Genomic DNA, 17,060 nt, shown 5'->3' on the forward strand with positions numbered 1-17,060 from the left:
GCGCCACCCGGCCCTGAACAATCAAAGGACGACACGAATGGTACTGGCTGCAATCGCCAAGGCGATCTTCGGTTCGGCGAACGATCGACAGGTGAAGAAGTACCTCCCGAGGGTGGCCGCGATCAACGCGCTGGAGCCCGAGTTCGAGAAGCTCACCGACGAGCAGTTGAAGGCCAAGACCCAGGAATTCCGCGATCAGCTCGCCGCCGGCAAAAGCCTCGACGATATTCTCGAGCCGGCCTTCGCAACGGTCCGCGAAGCGAGTAAGCGCGTGCTCGGCATGCGCCACTTCGATGTGCAGCTGATCGGCGGCATGGTGCTCAACAACCGCTCCATCGCCGAAATGAAGACCGGTGAAGGCAAGACCCTGGTGGCAACGCTTGCGGTCTATCTCAACGCGCTGCCCGGCAAGGGCGTGCACCTCGTCACCGTCAACGATTACCTGGTGCGCCGCGACCTGGCCTGGATGGGCCAGATCTATCGCTTCCTCGGGATGACCACGGGCATCATCGTCCACGGTCTCGACGATGCCGAGCGCAAGGCCAGCTACGCCGCCGACATCACCTACGGCACCAATAACGAGTTCGGCTTCGACTACCTGCGCGACAACATGAAATACAGCCGCGACCAGATGGTGCAGCGCGGCCACGAATACGCCATTGTCGACGAAGTGGACTCGATCCTCATCGACGAAGCCCGCACCCCGCTGATCATTTCCGGCCCCTCGGCCGACCGTTCCTCGCTCTACGAGATGGCCGACACACTGATCCCGTTGCTCGGCGAAGGCGATTTCGAGATCGACGAAAAGCAGCGCTCAGCCACCTTCACCGACCAGGGCATCGAAAAGCTCGAGGCCGCGCTGGTCGAGAACGGGCAGCTCAAGGGCGAGAACCTCTACGACATCGAGAACGTGGCGCTGGTCCACCATCTCAACTCCGCGCTGCGTGCCCACAAGATGTTCCAGCGCGAGAAGGATTACATCGTCCGCAACGACGAAGTGGTGATCATCGACGAGTTCACCGGCCGCATGATGCCGGGCCGCCGTTATTCGGAAGGTCTGCACCAGGCGCTGGAAGCCAAGGAACACGTCAAGATCCAGGCCGAGAACCAGACGCTGGCCTCCATCACCTTCCAGAACTACTTCCGCCTCTACAAGAAGCTCGCCGGCATGACCGGCACGGCGGCGACCGAGGCCGAGGAATTCGGCGACATTTACGGCCTGACCGTCACGTCCATCCCGACCAACGTGCCGATCAAGCGCAAGGACGAGGACGACGCCATCTTCCGCACCGCCGCGGAGAAATTCGATGAGATCGCCAACCTGATCGTCGATGCGCGCGGTCGCGGCCAGCCGATCCTCGTCGGCACCACCTCGATCGAGAAGTCCGAGATGCTGGCCGAGATCCTCCGCGGCAAGGGCATCAAGGACATCGCGGTGCTGAACGCCCGCCACCACGAGCAGGAAGCCCAGATCGTCGCCGATGCCGGCGTTTCCGGCGCCGTTACCATCGCCACCAACATGGCCGGCCGCGGCACCGACATCCAGCTCGGCGGCAATCTCGAAATGCGCATCGAAAAGGAAGCGCATGGCCTCGAAGGCGCCGAGCGCGATGCCAAGATCGCCGAGATCAAGCGCACCATCGCCGAAGACAAGGCCAAGGTGCTGGCCGCCGGCGGCCTCTACATCATCGGTACGGAACGGCATGAGAGCCGCCGCATCGACAACCAGTTGCGCGGTCGCGCCGGTCGCCAGGGCGACCCGGGCCACTCGAAGTTCTTCCTGAGCCTGCAGGACGACCTGATGCGCATCTTCCCGGTCGAATCGATGGATTCGATGCTTTCGAAGCTCGGCCTCGAACAGGGTGAGTCGATCACCCACCCCTGGGTCACCAAGGCCATCGAGCGCGCCCAGGCCCGGGTCGAAGCCCGCAACTTCGACATCCGCAAGAACATCCTCAAGTACGACGACGTGATGAACGATCAGCGCAAGGCGATCTTCACCGAACGTCTCGAGCTGATGGACAGCGAGGACGTCGCCGAGACGGTCAACGAGATGCGCCACCAGGTGGTGGACGACATCATTTCGAAGGCCATCCCCGAGCGCGCTTATCCCGAGCAGTGGCAGGTCGAGCAACTGGTCGCGGCCGGCAAGACCTATCTCAATGTCGACCTGCCGGTTGAGGCCTGGACCCATGAGGAAGGCATCGACGTCGAAGAGGTGCGCGAGCGCATCGTCAAGATCGCCGACGAGTTCGCCGCCGCCAAGGTGGCGCGCTATTCGCCCGACATCATGCGCCAGGTCGAGAAATCCATCCTCCTGCAGTCGATCGACGGGCTGTGGCGCGAGCACCTCGTCACCCTCGATCACCTGTCGAAGGTGGTCGGCTGGCGCGGTCTCGCCCAGCGCGACCCGCTGAACGAGTATAAGCGCGAGGCTTTCGAGCTGTTCGAACAGTTGCTGGCGAGCCTGCGCGAGTTGGTCACCACCCAGCTCAGCCATGTCGAAATCCAGATGCGCCAGCCCACGCCGCTGCAGGCCGACCTCGAGGGGCTCGACGAAATCCACATCGATCCGACCACCGGCGAGAACGACGCCGAAAGCGACATCACCGGCACCATGCCGCGGGCCCTCGGCCCGGCTCCGTCGCTGGCCGCCTTCGCCGCCGCGGGTGCCGCTGCCGGCGCCGGCGTGATCGAGGCCGATCCGGCGCTGAAGCCGATCGATCCCAAGCTGCTGGTCGGCGTCTCCCGCAACGCCCCCTGCCCCTGCGGCTCGGGCAAGAAGTTCAAGCACTGCCACGGCGCGTTCTAGCCGAACGCGAAGGACAAGCGTTCAAAGGGCCGCCCTCGGGCGGCCTTTTTCGTTGCTTGCAAAGTACGCCGCTGGAGATCGTTGCCCGCCGGCGCGGGATGCGGCCGGTATGCGCAAGCTGCAAATGCAGCCTGGTCGTGAACTGCTCTAGTAGGGCGTACCGTCCTTGTGCACGAAGCGCCCGTCCGCATTGGCGCTCATCATATCGATATCCGAGCAAGTGGTGAGGTCATCAGGGTGACGCGACCCCAGTTCCAGGTAAACGGCCCGCGCCTCGGAACGATTGATCATGTGATGCCCGTTGCCGGTGCCCTTCGGGAACGCGGCGCAGTCGCCAGCGCGCAGCACTGTCTCGCCACCGTCTTCGACCAGCACCAGCTCGCCTTCCAGCACATAGACGAACTCGTCCTCCCGGCTGTGCCAGTGGCGTTGGCTCGACCAGTTACCCGGCGGCAGGCTGGTCAGGTTGACCCCGAAATCCACAAGTCCCCCGGCGTCGCCGAGGCGCTGCCGGAGGCGGTCGGCGCTGAACGCGTTGAACTGCGCCGGGTATCCGGTGCCCTTGTGTATAGGCACACTCGCAATGTCGAGCTTTGGCATCCACGGCTCCCGGGTTTCGACACCCGAGCCTAGCGCCAACCTCACGCGGCGTCGATCGCCTCGCCAGAGCTCGCCATCCACCCGGGTCACCGGCCTGCGGACTTCGAGCAGTGGTCTCCAGCTGCAAGAAATCATCATAGTCGCGTCACCGCGCAGCCCCGCGAAATTGTCACCGGGGTGTCTTTCGGAGAGCAGCTTGACCCGTCCTATTCCGCTTCCGAACTGCAGGTTGCTGCGGCCCAGATTTCGATCGGCTTGCCGGAGCGAGTGCCCAGTTCGCGGCACTCACCGGATGCACACAAGGTCCAGCCGGATGGCGTCATGCCGGAGGCGGCCAGCAGCAAACGGGGCTGCGGCGGCAGGCTGGGTTTGTAAACCCATCCAGTCGGCGTCATGCGCGCGTCGCCAGGAACATCGATACCGGCGCCTGGGCCCTCGACTCGGGCTTCAGTCAGTTGCAGCTGGTTCCCCGCCACCTGCCAGGTTTCGCGCCATTCGGTGTGTTCGACAGAGTGAGTCCAACTCAGCGTAAAGGTGGTGGTGGCCAGCGCAAGCAGGTTGCCGAAGGTGGCGATGCACAGCATCAGAGAGCCTGTGCTGAGGCTGGGCGGCCGCGCCACCACTGCCAGGCGATCACCGCGAAGCCGAGGACGAAGCCGATCTCGTCGGTAAGGGGCACCGCCAGCAATAGGGCGCCTCCTGCGCCGAAGGCGACCAGCCGCGTCAGAAGGCCGGCGCGGACGAAGAGGAAGCCGACGGTAGCGACGCCCCACAGGCCGACAGCCAGGCAGGCCTTGAAGACGATGTAGGCGACCTCGACCGGATAGCCGTAGGCGGCGGCCATCCAGCCGCCATCCTGCAGCATCAGCGAGGGCGTGTAGACGGCCATGAAGGGGATGACGAAGCCGGCGGCGGCTAACTTGACGGCCTGGATGGAAATCTTGAGACCGGAGGTCTTTGCCATGGGTGCGGCCGCAAAGCACGCAAGCGCCACGGGCGGGGTCAGATCAGCCATGATGCCGAAATAGAAAACGAACATGTGGCTCACCAGCAGCGGCACGCCCAGTTCCAGCAGCGCCGGGCCGGCGAGCGAAGCGGTGATGATGTAGTTGGGGATCGTGGGGATGCCCATGCCGAGCACGAGGCAGGTCAGCATGGTGAGGACAAGCGAGAGGAACAGGTTGTTTTCGCCGATGGCGATGATGGCGCCGATGAAAGTGGAGGCGATACCGGTGAGCGTCAGCGTGCCGATGACGATACCGACGATGGCGCAGGCGATGCCGACCGGCAGGGCATTGCGAGCGCCGTCGGCCAGGGCGTCGCGGCAGATGACGAGCGTCTCGCGCCCCCCCTTGACGAAGATGCAGGCGACGATGAGCGCGATGATGACGGCGAGGAGGAAGTTGACGCCGAACCTGAGGAACGATGCAGCGGCGAGCCCCAGCGCGATCCAGAAGACAATGCGAAAGGCCACTGGCCCGATACGAGCGGCGATCGGCGTGCCCAGGATGAGCACAGCAACCAGCGCGAGCCCCATGGTGCCGGCAAAGATCGGCGTGTAGCCGGCAAAGAGCAGGAAGACGAGGGCCGCCAGCGGCAGCAGCAGCGGCCAGTTGGCGCGTAGCGCCGTCCAGGGATTGGGCAGGCTGGCCTTGTCCATGCCCTTCAGGCCGGCGCGGCCGGCCTCGAGATAGACGGTCCAGAAGCAGACGCCGAAATAGAGCACCGCGGGAATGATGGCGGCCTTGACGATCTCGGCATAGGGGACATTCAGCGTCTCGGCCATGATGAAGGCCACCGCGCCCATCACCGGCGGCATGATCTGGCCGCCCATGGACGAGGTCGCCTCGACGCCGCCGGCAAAGGCGGAGCGGAAGCCGAAGCGCTTCATCAGCGGAATGGTGAACTGGCCGCTGGCGACGACATTGGCGACGCCGGACCCCGAAATGGTACCCATCAGCGCCGAGGACAGCACGCAGACCTGTGCCGGGCCACCGCGCAGGCCGCCAACGAGGCCCAGGGCGAAATCGTTGAAGAGCGCGATCATTCCGGCCCGCTCCAGGAAGGCGGCGAAGACCACGAAAATAAAGATGTAGGCGGCCGAGACGTAGATGGGCGTGCCGTAGATGCCCTCGGTGCCGAAGCCGAAATGCTCGATGATCTGCTCGACCGAGTAGCCGCGATGGATCAGCGGCGCCGGCAGGTACTGGCCGAAGAAGCAATAGGCGAGGAATATCCCGGAGATGACGGCAAGCGGCCAGCCCATCAGGCGGCGCGCTGCCTCGAAGACGAGCACCACGGTGGCGCCGCCGACGACCAGGTCGAGCGGCGTCATGAAGCCGGTCCGACGGATGATGTCGGCGTAAAACACCCAGTTGTAGACGCCGGTCAGAAACCCGGCGATGCCCAGGAGCCAGAACAGGCCCCTGGTGAGCGGTGTCTTCGCCACGAGGTTGCTGATCAGCACGAAGCCGAGCAGCAGCAGGAAGCCGACATGCATGGCCCGCACGACCTGGCTGGGCAGCGTCCCATAGGCAGCGGTCCAGAGCTGGAACAGTGCAAAGGCAATGGCGATGCCGAAGGCGATGCGGCCGGCAAGGCCCGAGCCGAAGCCTGGCGGCAGACCCTCGGTCACCTCCTCGCCTGATGAAACGGCGTCGCCGTGCGGCGCGGCACTATCTGTCATCGCTGCCCCACCGGGGCTCGGTCCGGACTAATTCCGGACCGACGCAGGTAAGCCGCCACTACTTGATGATGCCTTTTTCGCGGTAGTAGCGCTCGGCGCCCGGATGCAGCGGAATGGGCAGGCCGGTGATGGCGCCTTCGAGGGTGATGTCCTTGGCGGCGGCGTGCGAGGCGACCATGCGGTCGAGATTCTCGAACAACAGCTTGGTCATCTGATAGGCGGTCTCGTCGCTGACACCGTCATGGGTGACGAGGATATTGCCGATGGCCGCGGTCGGGACGTCCGTGTCCTGCCCCTGATAGGTGCCGGCGGGGATCACCGACGGCACGTAAGGCGCGCCGATCTTTTCGACCACATCGGCCGGAACGGCGACGAGGTTGATCTCGTGGGTCGAGGCCAGATCCTTGATGAAGGCGACACCGAGGCCGGAGGACTGCAGCGTGGCTTCCAACTGGCGATTCTTGATGAGCTCGGCAGATTCCGCATAGGGCAGGTATTCAAGCTTGCCCAGATCGTCATAACTCATGCCCGCGGCGGAAAAGATGGCCCGGGCGTTGAGTTCGGTGCCGGAGGCCGGGGCGCCCACGGAGACGCTCTTGCCCTTGAGATCGGTCACTGTGGCGACGCCGGCATCGCCCGAAGCGACGATCTGCACGTAGTTGGGGTAGATGGCGGCGATGGCGCGGAGGCCGGTCAGCGCTGTCGGGTAGCCGGCTTCCGTATTGCCCTCCCAGCCGAGCTTGACAGCATCGCCGAGCGCGAAGGCGATCTCGCCCTTCTTCTGTGCCAGCAGGTTGAGGTTTTCGACCGAGGCCTTGGTGGCCTGCACCTGCACCCGGCTGCCGGGAATGCCATCGGAGTAGATTTCGGAGAGGGCGACGCCGAGGGGGTAGTAAACTCCCGAGGTGCCGCCAGCGAGTACGTTGATGAATTCCTGCGACTGGACAGCCGAGGTCGCGGCGACGCTCATGACTATCGCTGCCAGCCCACCGACGATCTGGTTCGGGAAATGATGCATCATGGAGTTCCTCCTCAAGCCTCAGGTTCGGTTACGCACTTGTTGGCGCCGATAGTGGCAGACAATCAGCAGGAAGCCAAATTGCCTTGACTATTCATGCCCCTCGGCACTGCCGCCTGGCGTCTAGGTGCGAAACCGCCGTTGGTTTCGCGCCGACCGCTCGAGCTCGATCTGCCCAGCGAGCGGCTGAGGTCATCGAAAGGCCAGGCATCAGGAGCACCGGGCCGAGCTTGCCGGCAAACAGCACCACCGGCCGGCCCCTCGTGAGGACCGGCCGGTTTCGGTAAGGTCGTGGCGCCCGGCTCCGGCGGCTGCGGCTTCAGACCGCCGCTGTCTCGCGCTTTGGACGCCGCACCGCCCGCACCTTGGCAGTGCGGCCGCCGCCGCAGAAGAACCGGTCGCGACCATCGGATTCAAGACCGGAAACGCCGATGCCGGCGGGCATGTCGAGTTGCTCGAGCACCTCGCCCGACTGCGGGTCGACACGACGCAGTTCGCTGGCGCCGTCCTCGAAGGTGGCATGCCAGAGGTCGCCTTCCACCCAGGTGACGCCGGTGACGAAGCGGTCGGAATTGATGGTTCTCAGCACGGCGCCGGTTTCGGGGTCGACCTGCAGGATCTGCTTGCTGCGATACTGCCCGACCCACAGTGAGCCCTCGGCCCAGGCGAGGCCGGACCCGCCGCCAGGTGAGGAGATGCGCTTCACCACCTGCCCGGTACGGGGGTCGATCTTGTGGATCACGTCCTCGGCGAGCTGATACAGGTGCTCGCCATCGAAGGTCGTGCCGGCATGGGCCGCGACGTCGATGTTGCGCACCGGCGCGCCGCTCTCGGGGTCGAAGGCGTTGATCCGATCGCCCGAGGCAAACCACACATTGGTGCCGTCGAAAGTGACCCCGGCCACATCGTCGGCACCCGGGAATGGACCGTATTCGCGAAGGATTTCGGCATGCGCATGCTTCATCGGACTAGCCTCTCGTGCAATTTCGATACCCTTGGTCTAGTCGCCGGGCAGCGGCCCCGGGAGTAACAAAGCCGTCGGGAAACCCGGCACCGGCGGCGTGATCCAGCGCAGCGCCCGGCCGCGACCGAATGACTGCACCTTGCCTTGTTCCGCCAACTGCTCGAGCGCCCGCTGCACGGTACGCGGGCTGGTGCCGAGCGCGATGGCGAGCGCCGAACTGGCCCAGGCCTCGCCATCGGCCAAGAGCGCCAGCACCTCGGCGTGTTGATCCTCCACGGGCGGTGCCAGCACCACCACCTCAGCCGCCGCGCCCGGGACCAGTGTGAACCCGGCCATGGTGGCGTTGACCTCGGCAATTTCAACCAGTTCGGCGCGCAGCCGGCCCATCTCCACCCTGAGCCGCGCGCGGTGCGACTCGTCCGCTTCCTTGCCCCGGAAGGCCGCGGCCACGAGTTGCGCCCGCGATACATCCCGCGGCCATGCCTCGGCCAACGTCCGCAGCAGAGCAAACAGCACCGGACGCGTCGCAAGCGTGACGATCGCTCCGGCGTGCCGCACGACGCTGCGCGTCGCATCCACCACCACGGCTGTCGACCCCAGCACCTGCTCCACCCCGGCAAGGTCAAGCGATCGCTCGCTACCATCGCCGATCAGCCGCGCCGCCGGCCCTTCCAGCACCAGCGCATCGGCCTCGATCTCGGCGACCAGCGCATGAATGCCGGCTTGGCGCGCTGCTGCCAGCGCTCGCTCGAACGCGAGCCGCGCCGGTCCGGTCTGGACCCGCCGCACCGCAATGCCGGCCGTTACCAGTTGATGTACTGCCACCGTCGCCGGCGGCAGCCCCGGCAACTCCACCTGTGCGAGGATGGACTCCGCCGCATCCACCTGGCCGATCAGCAGCAGCCGGCGCGCCGCCAGATTGGCGGCATGCGCCGCATTCGCGCGGTCGCCCTGCGCTTCGAGCGTCCGCTGCGCGGTCTCCAGCGCCTTGGGTTGCCACGAGAGTTCGCGCGACACCAGCGCGATCTCGGCTTCAGCCACCACGCAACGGGCGCGCGCGACAGCCTCGCGGGCGTGAAACGCCTTGCCGGCTGCCCTGAGCAGCGCCTTGGCCCGCTCGAGATCGCCCAGCTGCGCCATGGCGATACCGCGCAATGCCAGCGCCGGCGCGTCGTCACGCAGCGCCACACGCTTCAGCGCGCCGAGCGGATCACCGGCCCCGAGCGCCAGCGCTGCAGCAGTGATCAGCGAGTCCATTCAAATCCCGTCACACTTGTCACTCTCACCCTCGACTGACCCCCGCCTAGGTTCTGCTCACCGAAAAGCAACCGACGGAGATCAGCCATGACCACCCTCGAACTCTATGAAATCGCAGACGACAAGTCCCGCCAAGTCGGCATCGCCGGCAGCCTGATCAAACTGGCCGTCCGCCTCGCCACCTGGCCGGCCCGCCGGGAAACCATCCTCAAGCTCGCCAGCCTCGATGCCTTCCAACTCGCCGATATTGGGCTCGAACGCACCGATGTCGAGGATGCCCTCGATGGCGATGCCCGCCGCCTCTGGGCCCGCATCAAGCTGCGCAACGCCAGCTGACCCCTCACTCAACCAAGGAGAACGAGAATGACCGACAAGAGCTACACCACCTCGATCACCGTCAAGGCGAGCCCCGACGCCGTCTTTGCCGCCATCAACAACGTGCGCGGTTGGTGGTCCGAGGATGTCGAGGGCAACACCGCAGTGCTCGGCGATGTCTGGTACTACCATGCCCGCGACCTCCACCGCTGCACCCTCAAGGTGGTTGAGTCCGCGCCGGGCCGGCGCATCGCATGGCGGGTGTTGGACAACCATTTCAACTTCATCGCCGACAAGACCGAATGGATCGGCACCACCATCGCCTTCGATATCGAGGCGGTCGGTGAAGGCGCCCGGCTCACCTTCACCCATCACGGCCTGCTGCCCGACCACGAGTGCTACGACGTCTGCCACGATGCCTGGGGCACCTACATCCGCGGCAGCCTCAAAGCCCTAATTACCTCCGGCAAGGGCTACCCGAACAGCGGCGCCGGGATCACCGCCGAAGACCCCGCCACCCTGATGAAAGATGCCAAGATGGCCGAAGACAGCTTCACCACCTCGTTCACCGTCGACCAGAGCCCCGAGGCGGCCTTTGCCGCCATCACCGACCCGCGCGCCTGGTGGAGCGGCGAGTTCGAGGGCGGCACCAGTAACCTCGGCGACGTGTTCAGCTACCGCTACCAGGAGTTCCATTATTCAAAGCAGGTGGTGACCGAACTGGTGCCCAACAAGCGGGTCGCCTGGCAGGTGGTCGAGGGCACGCTCAGCTTTGTCGAGGACAAGACCGAGTGGGTCGGCACCACCATCATGTTCGATATCGCCGACAGGGGCGGCAAGACCGAAGTGGTGTTCACCCACCAGGGCATCGCGCCCGCCGTCGAGTGCTACGATACCTGCTCTGATGCCTGGACCTCGCTGATTCAGGGCAGCCTCAAGCAGTTGATAGTGAGCGGCCGGACCGAGCTGATCGAACTCGCTGCACCGGCCGCCTGAGCCGCCCCACTCCCGTGGGCAACTGCAGGCAATAGTCCACCGGCGCAAGCGCCGGTGGACGGCAGACTTTGAACCAGGCCGGGTCTTGCTGCCGCTGAGGCGGAACTAGCCCACGCCTTCGCTCTCCTCTACTCGCCCCCACCCCCGAAACTGCTCGCTGCCGGCCCCGCGGATCGCCAAGGGCGGAGCCGCGCCGTTGCGCAGCACACCACCTGGAGACAACCGATGAGCAACACCGCTCCTCCCCCCATGACCGGGCAGCAATGGCTGGTCGTCCTGCTCCTGCTCGGCACCGGCTTCATGCTGTCGGTCGATTTCTCGATCCTCAACGTCGCCATGCCCGAAGTCGGCGAGGCGGTCGGTCTGCCGTTCTCGCAACTGGCCTGGATCGCCACCGCCTACGCCTTGCCGGCGGCTGGCTTCACCCTGTTGTTCGGCCGCATCGCGGATCTCTTCGGCCGCCGCCGCATGTTCTTCATCGGGATCACCCTGTTGGCCATTGCGTCGGTTCTCGGCGGCTTCGCCACCAGCCCCGAGATCCTGTTGACGGCCCGCGCGCTGCAGGGCCTTGCCACCGCCATCGCCACACCTGCCGCGCTCGCTTTGCTCATCACCTCGTTCAGCGATGAACGGCAGCGCGCCCGCGTCCTTGGCCTCAATGGGGCGCTGCTCTCCGGCGGCTTCACCGTCGGCGCCCTGGTCGGCGGCGCTCTGGTCGGCGCCCTCAGCTGGCGCTGGGCCTTCTTCATCAACGTGCCGGTCGCCGTACTGATTCTTGCCGTTGCCCCCTTCGTGCTTCGTGCCAGCAGCGCGCCGGTCGGCGTCAGGCTCGACCTTCCGGGGGCGACAACCGTGACGCTGGGCCTGTTGGCCCTGGTCTACGGCGTCACCAGCGCCAACCCATACGTGCTGGTCGGCGGCCTCGTCCTGCTGGCACTGTTCTTCATCATCGAGCTGCGCAGCAAGGCGCCGCTGGTCGCCGTCAGCATTCTCGCCCGGCCGACGGTGAAATGGGGAAATCTCTCGGCGCTGGTCGTCTTTTCGATGGAGCCGGCGCTGATCTTTCTCGTCACCCTCTACCTGCAGGATGCCCTGCATCTGTCGGCGTTCGACACCGGCCTGATCTTCGGCATCCCCGGCCTTTCCTCGATCGTCGCCGGCATCATCGCCGGCCGTATCATCGCCCGCAACGGCGTGCGGAACGTACTTGCCATCGGGCTCCTGGTGCAGGCCAGCTTCACCGCGCCGTTGCTGCTGCTCGGCCCCGATCCGGCGTGGCTGTGGGTGCTGGTGCCGACGCTGTTCATCGGCTTTTTCGGCCACGTCACCGCGATTGTCGCATCGATGGTCACGGCCACGTCCGGTGTTCGCGACAGCGAACAGGGGCTCGCCACCGGTCTCGTCTCGATGACGCAGCAGGTCGGCATCACCATCGGAATTCCGATCTTCGGCGCTATCGCCGCCACCCAGGCCGGGCTGATCGCCGGCATCCACCTGGCCCTGGCAGTCAATGTCGGCGTGACGATGCTCGCAGTGGTCCTGATCTGGACGGGGCTGCGGCCCCGTCCAGCTACCGCGGGGCTCGATGGCGCCGCCCCGGCAAAAGCCTGAGGCGCGACCTGCTGCCTAAGGCATATCCACCACCGGTCGTCGCGGTCGCCGTTCGCTCCAGGCGAGCACCAGCCCCGCGACGATTACCAGCGCCGCGCCGAGGAACACCACCTCGGCGGGCTGCTCGCCCCAAAACAGGAAGCCGAACACGAAGCTCCAGATCAGGGCAAAATACTCGACGGTGCCGAGGACGCTTGCCGGCACCAGGCGCGCCGCCTCCACCAGCACATACTGCGCCGTGCCGCCGACAATGCCGGTCGCCACCACAATGGCGATCTGCAAGGGGTCCATGGCAGTCCAGAACGGGATCGACGCCACCCCCATCACCAAGGTGTAGAGCAGGTTGAGCGAGAAGATCAGCACCATCGAACTCTCGGTTCTCGAGATGGTGCGCATCAGGATCATCGCCACCGACCAGAAGAACGCCGCCCCCAGTACCATCAGCGCCGGCAGCCCGAAGCTCAGCCCGGTCGGATTGCTGGCGACCAGCACGCCGAAAAAGCCGATGGCCGAGGCGCCGACCCGCGCCAGCGTCAGTTGTTCCTTCAAGAACATCACCGCCAGGACGATGGTCAGCACCGGGGCGAAATAGTAGAGCGTCGTCATCTCGGCGAGCTGCAGCTCGCGGCCAGCCGAGTAGTACATGCACCAGGCCGCCAGCGTCAGCACGGCGCGCAGCAGCAGCATCGGCTTGTTGCCGGATCTGATGAGATCGAGCACCAACTGGCGCCGCCCGATGGCAAGGCAGATCAGCGTGACCACGAGGCTGCGCACGAACAGGATCTGCACCACCGGCAGCGCGATGATCACCGCCTTCACCAGCGCATCGTGCACCGAGAACAGCGTGTAGGCGAAGATCCCCAGCGCCATGCGCTTGAGCGAGGCGGACTGATGCGCTGACATGGCGGCAGGTGAAGACACGATGGACTCGAGGTGGTGTGGGGCGAACGCCCGGCGCTAGCTCTAGCCGGTCGACCGAGCGCACGCACCCGCAAACTTGCAGCATTTCTGAGCCGCGATCTGCTCCCCTCCCCCTTGAGGGGAGGGGCGGGGGGTGGGGGTGGCGAGGGGAACCTCGGTGCCGACTGCACCACCCCCTCCCTCAATCCCTCCCCTCAAGGGGGAGGGAGGCGGCACTGAGAGGCCCGTGTACTGGCCGCTGAAGCCCAAACCTTAAGTGCAGGTTACCCGCACTTCGGCAAAGCCGGCCTCATCGGCAGAGAACACCATCACCGTGCAGCTGGTGCCGGCAATGGAACCGAAGCCGGTTTCCACCACCTGGCCGACGCCGTCCATGGTCACCGTGTCGGCTGTGATCAATCCGGTCTTGATCACCGCCTTCGACTGGCAGATCGGGTAGCTCTCGCCCGGCGTCACCATGAAGCGGGTGCCCAGCGGGATGCAGTCGGTGGTCGGCAGGTTCGGGTCGATCTCGGCCGTCGCCGTGCTTGCATCCGGGGCTCCCGGCAGAGCGGCGGGAGCCGCCGCTGCGGCGGCCTGTTGTGCCGTCCATTCACCCTCGAGCTTCACCATCCGGTCCTGCAGAGCCAGCAGGCCCGCCGCCGTGCCATCGTCGACGGGCGCCGCCGCTGCCTCCGCTCGTTTGCCCAGTTCATCGACCGAACTGCGGAGCGCCGCCACGGCCTCGGCCACCGCCTTGGTCTTGGCATCGGTATTGAGCTGCACCGCGACAGCCCCGGCCAGTGCCACGAGCCCGACGATGGCGGCAAGGAACGGGATCAGCCGGTCGATCAGGACCAGGCGGCGATAACGGCGCATTCCGGCCCCTCCGCATCTGCGCCGAAGCGATACTCGCCTCGACAGGCTCCGACCTTGGGCGGGCGGCCCGCGGCCTCGAACAAGTCGTAGCCGGCCTTGAGATTACGCCAGAACGGCGCCCAGGTGTTACCGCCCTCGGCGGCCAGCGCCGTGGCGGTCATGCGGAACGGGAAGACGTGCACGTCGACTGCGTCCTGGCCATTGTTCAGCGCTGCTTCGACCACCGCATAGACCTCGTCGACATTGGCATCGGTGATGGCATAGCAGCCGACCGACGAGCAGCCGCCATGCACCATCAATGCCGAACCGGTGCGGCCCAGTTGCCGATCGAAAGCATTGGGGAAGCCGAGGTTGAAGCTCAGGTGATGGCGCGAATTGGGGTTCAACTGGCTCGTCGCCACCCGGTAGAAACCTTCGGGCGCTTGCTTGTCGCCTTCCTTGAGCTTGGGGCCGAGCTCACCCGAGAATTTGCAGATGTCGTAGTCGCGGAACAGCGCAAAGCGCCCGTCAGCCCGCCTGAGCCACAGCTCCAGCTTGTGCTCGCGCTTGAAGATGCGGATATGCGCCGCGTCGCCAAGCGCAAACCCGGCTTCGGTCAGCTCGGCAACCAATTGCGTGCGGTCATGGACGCGCTCGGTGGCGATATCGCGAACTCCCACTCGTTCGGTGAGCATGAAGCGCCCGACCAGCAGCACCGAGAGGAGCAAAACCCCGATCGCGATGACCATGCCAACATGGGAGCGACGGGATCGCATCGCAAGGTGCCGAGCTAGGCCCGCGGCAGCCGTGGCAGCGGAACTGGCGCTACCTTGCTCGGGTCGACCACCCCGGGCTCCGCTTCGCCGCCGAACATGCCCCCGAAGAAACTGCCGATCGCCTCGCCCCGCGCCTTGGCCGCAGCGCGCTCGTCAGCCGCCTTCTGCGCCTCGGCCGCCTCCTTGGCCGCCTTGTTGGCGAGGTTGGCAACCTCCTGCGCCATCGCCGCATCGTCGGCAGCCGCCTTGGCCTTCACCGTCGCCGGCACATTCTGCGCCACCGTCACCGGGCAACTGCCCAGTGCGTCGAGCGCCGTGCCGCCGGGCACATCGAACACATATTCCTTGTTGCAGACATCCCAGGAGACCGGCGCCTTCGAGATCTCGAAGCGGTCATAGCCTTCCTTGATGTCCTTCCAGAAGCTCATGTTCGGGTTGTCGGCATGCTTGGCAAGGTTCTGCGCCGACATGCGGAATGGATAGATCTGCAGCTGGAACGACGCGTTCCCGCCCTTGAAGCTTTCGCGCGCCAGCGCGTAGATCTCGGCGATCGACTCGTCGGTCATCGAGTAGCAGCCGCGCGACGAGCAATCGCCATGCACCATCAGGTCCGAACCGGTACGGCCATAGGCGCGATCGAACTTGTTGGGAAAGCCGGTGTTGAAGGCGAGATAATAATTGGAGTTCGGGTTCATCAGGCCCGGGGTGACCGTATAGAATCCCTCGGGCGACTGCCGGTCGCCTTCCTTGATCTTGGGGCCGAGCACACCCGACCAGGCGCAGATCTCGTAGCTCTTGAACAGCTTGTAGCTGCCGTTGGCCGTCTGCTTCCAGACCTCGAGCTCCGAGCTCTCCTTGAAAATGCGGACCATCATCGCCGCACTGGGGGACGATCCAAGTCCGGCAAGCCGGCTGATCGTCTCCTGCTTCAAGGGCGCCATCGCCTTGGCGTTGCCCGGCTTCAGCCCACCACAGCCAGCCAGCAGCGCGGCCACGCTGATGGCGGCGCCGACGAGAAGGATGGAACGAAGCGTTCTGCCCAAAGTCAGGTACCCGAAATGCTTGTCTGCCCGAACAATCGGGTTACGAGCGGACAGTTACCAAGTGGTATTCCGACCTGGTTAACAGCCCGTTTACTATTGGCTTCATGCCTCGCCCCCGGGCGGCGATCAACCCAAATTGGTCCCGATGGCGAGGAATTTGTCGCGCCTGTGTTCGCGAACCTCCAGTCGGCCGCGTGTGCCCGGGAAGTCGGTCAGGAACTGCGTAATGGCCTTGGCGGTCGAGGCCATCACCTCTGCATGATGGCGATGCGCCCCGCCGGCCGGCTCCGGGATGATGCCGTCGATCACGCCGAGCGACAGCAAGTCCGGCGCGGTGATCTTCTGCGCTGCCGCCATGTCGGGAGCGCGCGCCGCGTCGCGGAACAGAATCGCTGCGCCCGGTTCCGGCGAGATCACCGAATAGATGGCGTTTTCGAGCATCAGCACGCGGTTGGCCGTGGCGATGGCAATGGCGCCGCCCGAGCCGCCCTCGCCGATGATGATCGCGAGGTTGGGAATACCCAACTCGAGGCAACGTTCGGTCGAGCGCGCAATCGCCTCGGCCTGGCCGCGCTCCTCGGCGCCGATGCCGGGATACGCGCCCGCAGTATCGACGAACGAAACCAACGGGATGTCGAAGCGGTCGGCCATATCCATGATGCGCACGGCCTTGCGATAGCCCTCCGGCCGCGCCATGCCGAAATTGTGCTTCAGCCGGCTCTCGGTGTTGGAGCCCTTTTCCTGTCCGAGGATCGCCACCGGCTGCCCGTTGAAACGACCAAAGCCGGCCTGCAGCGCCGGATCCTCAGCGAACTTGCGGTCTCCGGCGAGCGGCGTCCACTCGGAGATCAGCGACTTGATGTAGTCCGAGAAATGCGGGCGCTGCGGATGGCGCGCCACCTGCGTCTTCTGCCACGGACTGAGCTTCTTGTAGATATCGACAAGCGCCTCGTCGGCCCGCGCCGACAGGCGCGTCACCTCTTCATCGATGGACACGGCCTGGTCGGACGTGGCGAGGGATTTGAGTTCGGCGATCTTGCCTTCGAGATCGGCGACCGGCTTTTCGAAATCGAGATAGGACTGCATCCAACCCGCCAGTTTATGGAGAGGGCGTCAACTCGCGCCCCAAAGTGGCCGGAAAGTGGCGATGCGACCCGGTTGAGTCAAGCGCGGACCGGGCGACTGGTGAGTGCACGGTCCGCGTTCCACAGCCGCGTCATGCCG

15 protein-coding genes are annotated in these 17,060 nt (G+C 65.4%); 4 read left to right on the forward strand and 11 right to left on the reverse strand.

Annotation, left to right across the window (positions count from 1 at the left end):
* Positions 1–37 precede the first annotated feature (37 nt).
* The gene (gene secA, locus VGV07_RS00645) at positions 38–2,812 is read left to right on the forward strand and encodes a preprotein translocase subunit SecA (protein WP_326866737.1); all 2,775 of its coding nucleotides are present in this window, start codon (positions 38–40) and stop codon (positions 2,810–2,812) included.
* Between the two features lie 147 nt (positions 2,813–2,959).
* Here the strand turns inward: secA and VGV07_RS00650 are convergent, their stop codons facing one another.
* The 6 genes from VGV07_RS00650 to VGV07_RS00675 form a co-directional block, all read right to left on the reverse strand.
* Positions 2,960–3,412, reverse strand: a complete 453-nt coding sequence (locus tag VGV07_RS00650; protein ID WP_326866738.1) for a cupin domain-containing protein — start codon at positions 3,410–3,412, stop codon at positions 2,960–2,962.
* 206 nt (positions 3,413–3,618) lie between these two features.
* Complete coding sequence (locus VGV07_RS00655) at positions 3,619–3,996, reverse strand: DUF1850 domain-containing protein (RefSeq protein WP_326866739.1); 378 nt, start codon at positions 3,994–3,996, stop codon at positions 3,619–3,621.
* Positions 3,996–6,098: a TRAP transporter permease gene (locus VGV07_RS00660; protein WP_326866740.1), complete on the reverse strand. Its 2,103-nt coding sequence runs from the start codon at positions 6,096–6,098 to the stop codon at positions 3,996–3,998. The genes VGV07_RS00655 and VGV07_RS00660 overlap by 1 nt, the downstream gene beginning before the upstream one ends.
* A gap of 58 nt (positions 6,099–6,156) precedes the next feature.
* The gene (locus VGV07_RS00665; protein ID WP_326866772.1) at positions 6,157–7,116 is read right to left on the reverse strand and encodes a TAXI family TRAP transporter solute-binding subunit; all 960 of its coding nucleotides are present in this window, start codon (positions 7,114–7,116) and stop codon (positions 6,157–6,159) included.
* A gap of 319 nt (positions 7,117–7,435) precedes the next feature.
* Positions 7,436–8,080, reverse strand: a complete 645-nt coding sequence (locus VGV07_RS00670; protein WP_326866741.1) for a PQQ-binding-like beta-propeller repeat protein — start codon at positions 8,078–8,080, stop codon at positions 7,436–7,438.
* Between the two features lie 36 nt (positions 8,081–8,116).
* Positions 8,117–9,337, reverse strand: a complete 1,221-nt coding sequence (locus VGV07_RS00675; protein WP_326866743.1) for a helix-turn-helix domain-containing protein — start codon at positions 9,335–9,337, stop codon at positions 8,117–8,119.
* Positions 9,338–9,424: 87 nt separating this feature from the next.
* On the opposite strand from VGV07_RS00675, the gene VGV07_RS00680 reads away from it, so the two are divergent.
* The 3 genes from VGV07_RS00680 (at position 9,425) to VGV07_RS00690 (ending at position 12,259) form a co-directional block, all read left to right on the forward strand.
* Positions 9,425–9,673, forward strand: coding sequence for a DUF1127 domain-containing protein (locus VGV07_RS00680; RefSeq protein WP_326866744.1), 249 nt, complete (start codon positions 9,425–9,427; stop codon positions 9,671–9,673).
* 27 nt (positions 9,674–9,700) lie between these two features.
* Complete coding sequence (locus VGV07_RS00685; protein ID WP_326866745.1) at positions 9,701–10,648, forward strand: SRPBCC domain-containing protein; 948 nt, start codon at positions 9,701–9,703, stop codon at positions 10,646–10,648.
* A gap of 225 nt (positions 10,649–10,873) precedes the next feature.
* Positions 10,874–12,259 carry an MFS transporter gene (locus VGV07_RS00690; protein ID WP_326866746.1) on the forward strand — a complete coding sequence of 462 codons (1,386 nt, stop codon included), beginning with the start codon at positions 10,874–10,876 and terminating at the stop codon, positions 12,257–12,259.
* 15 nt (positions 12,260–12,274) lie between these two features.
* Here VGV07_RS00690 and VGV07_RS00695 read toward each other — a convergent pair whose 3' ends face one another.
* The 5 genes from VGV07_RS00695 to VGV07_RS00715 form a co-directional block, all read right to left on the reverse strand.
* Positions 12,275–13,180, reverse strand: a complete 906-nt coding sequence (locus tag VGV07_RS00695) for a DMT family transporter (RefSeq protein ID WP_326866747.1) — start codon at positions 13,178–13,180, stop codon at positions 12,275–12,277.
* A 252-nt stretch (positions 13,181–13,432) separates the two neighbouring features.
* The gene (locus VGV07_RS00700) at positions 13,433–14,038 is read right to left on the reverse strand and encodes a hypothetical protein (RefSeq protein WP_326866748.1); all 606 of its coding nucleotides are present in this window, start codon (positions 14,036–14,038) and stop codon (positions 13,433–13,435) included.
* A complete protein-coding gene (locus tag VGV07_RS00705) occupies positions 14,011–14,766 on the reverse strand; it encodes a murein L,D-transpeptidase family protein (RefSeq protein ID WP_326866749.1) in 756 nt (251 codons plus the stop codon). The genes VGV07_RS00700 and VGV07_RS00705 overlap by 28 nt, the downstream gene beginning before the upstream one ends.
* A 41-nt stretch (positions 14,767–14,807) precedes the next feature.
* Positions 14,808–15,836 carry a murein L,D-transpeptidase family protein gene (locus tag VGV07_RS00710; RefSeq protein WP_326866750.1) on the reverse strand — a complete coding sequence of 343 codons (1,029 nt, stop codon included), beginning with the start codon at positions 15,834–15,836 and terminating at the stop codon, positions 14,808–14,810.
* 126 nt (positions 15,837–15,962) lie between these two features.
* Positions 15,963–16,922, reverse strand: coding sequence for an acetyl-CoA carboxylase carboxyltransferase subunit alpha (locus tag VGV07_RS00715; RefSeq protein ID WP_326866751.1), 960 nt, complete (start codon positions 16,920–16,922; stop codon positions 15,963–15,965).
* Between the last annotated feature and the right edge of the window lie 138 nt (positions 16,923–17,060).

This window comes from Devosia sp. (genome assembly GCF_035944845.1).
Classification (GTDB): domain Bacteria; phylum Pseudomonadota; class Alphaproteobacteria; order Rhizobiales; family Devosiaceae; genus Devosia_A.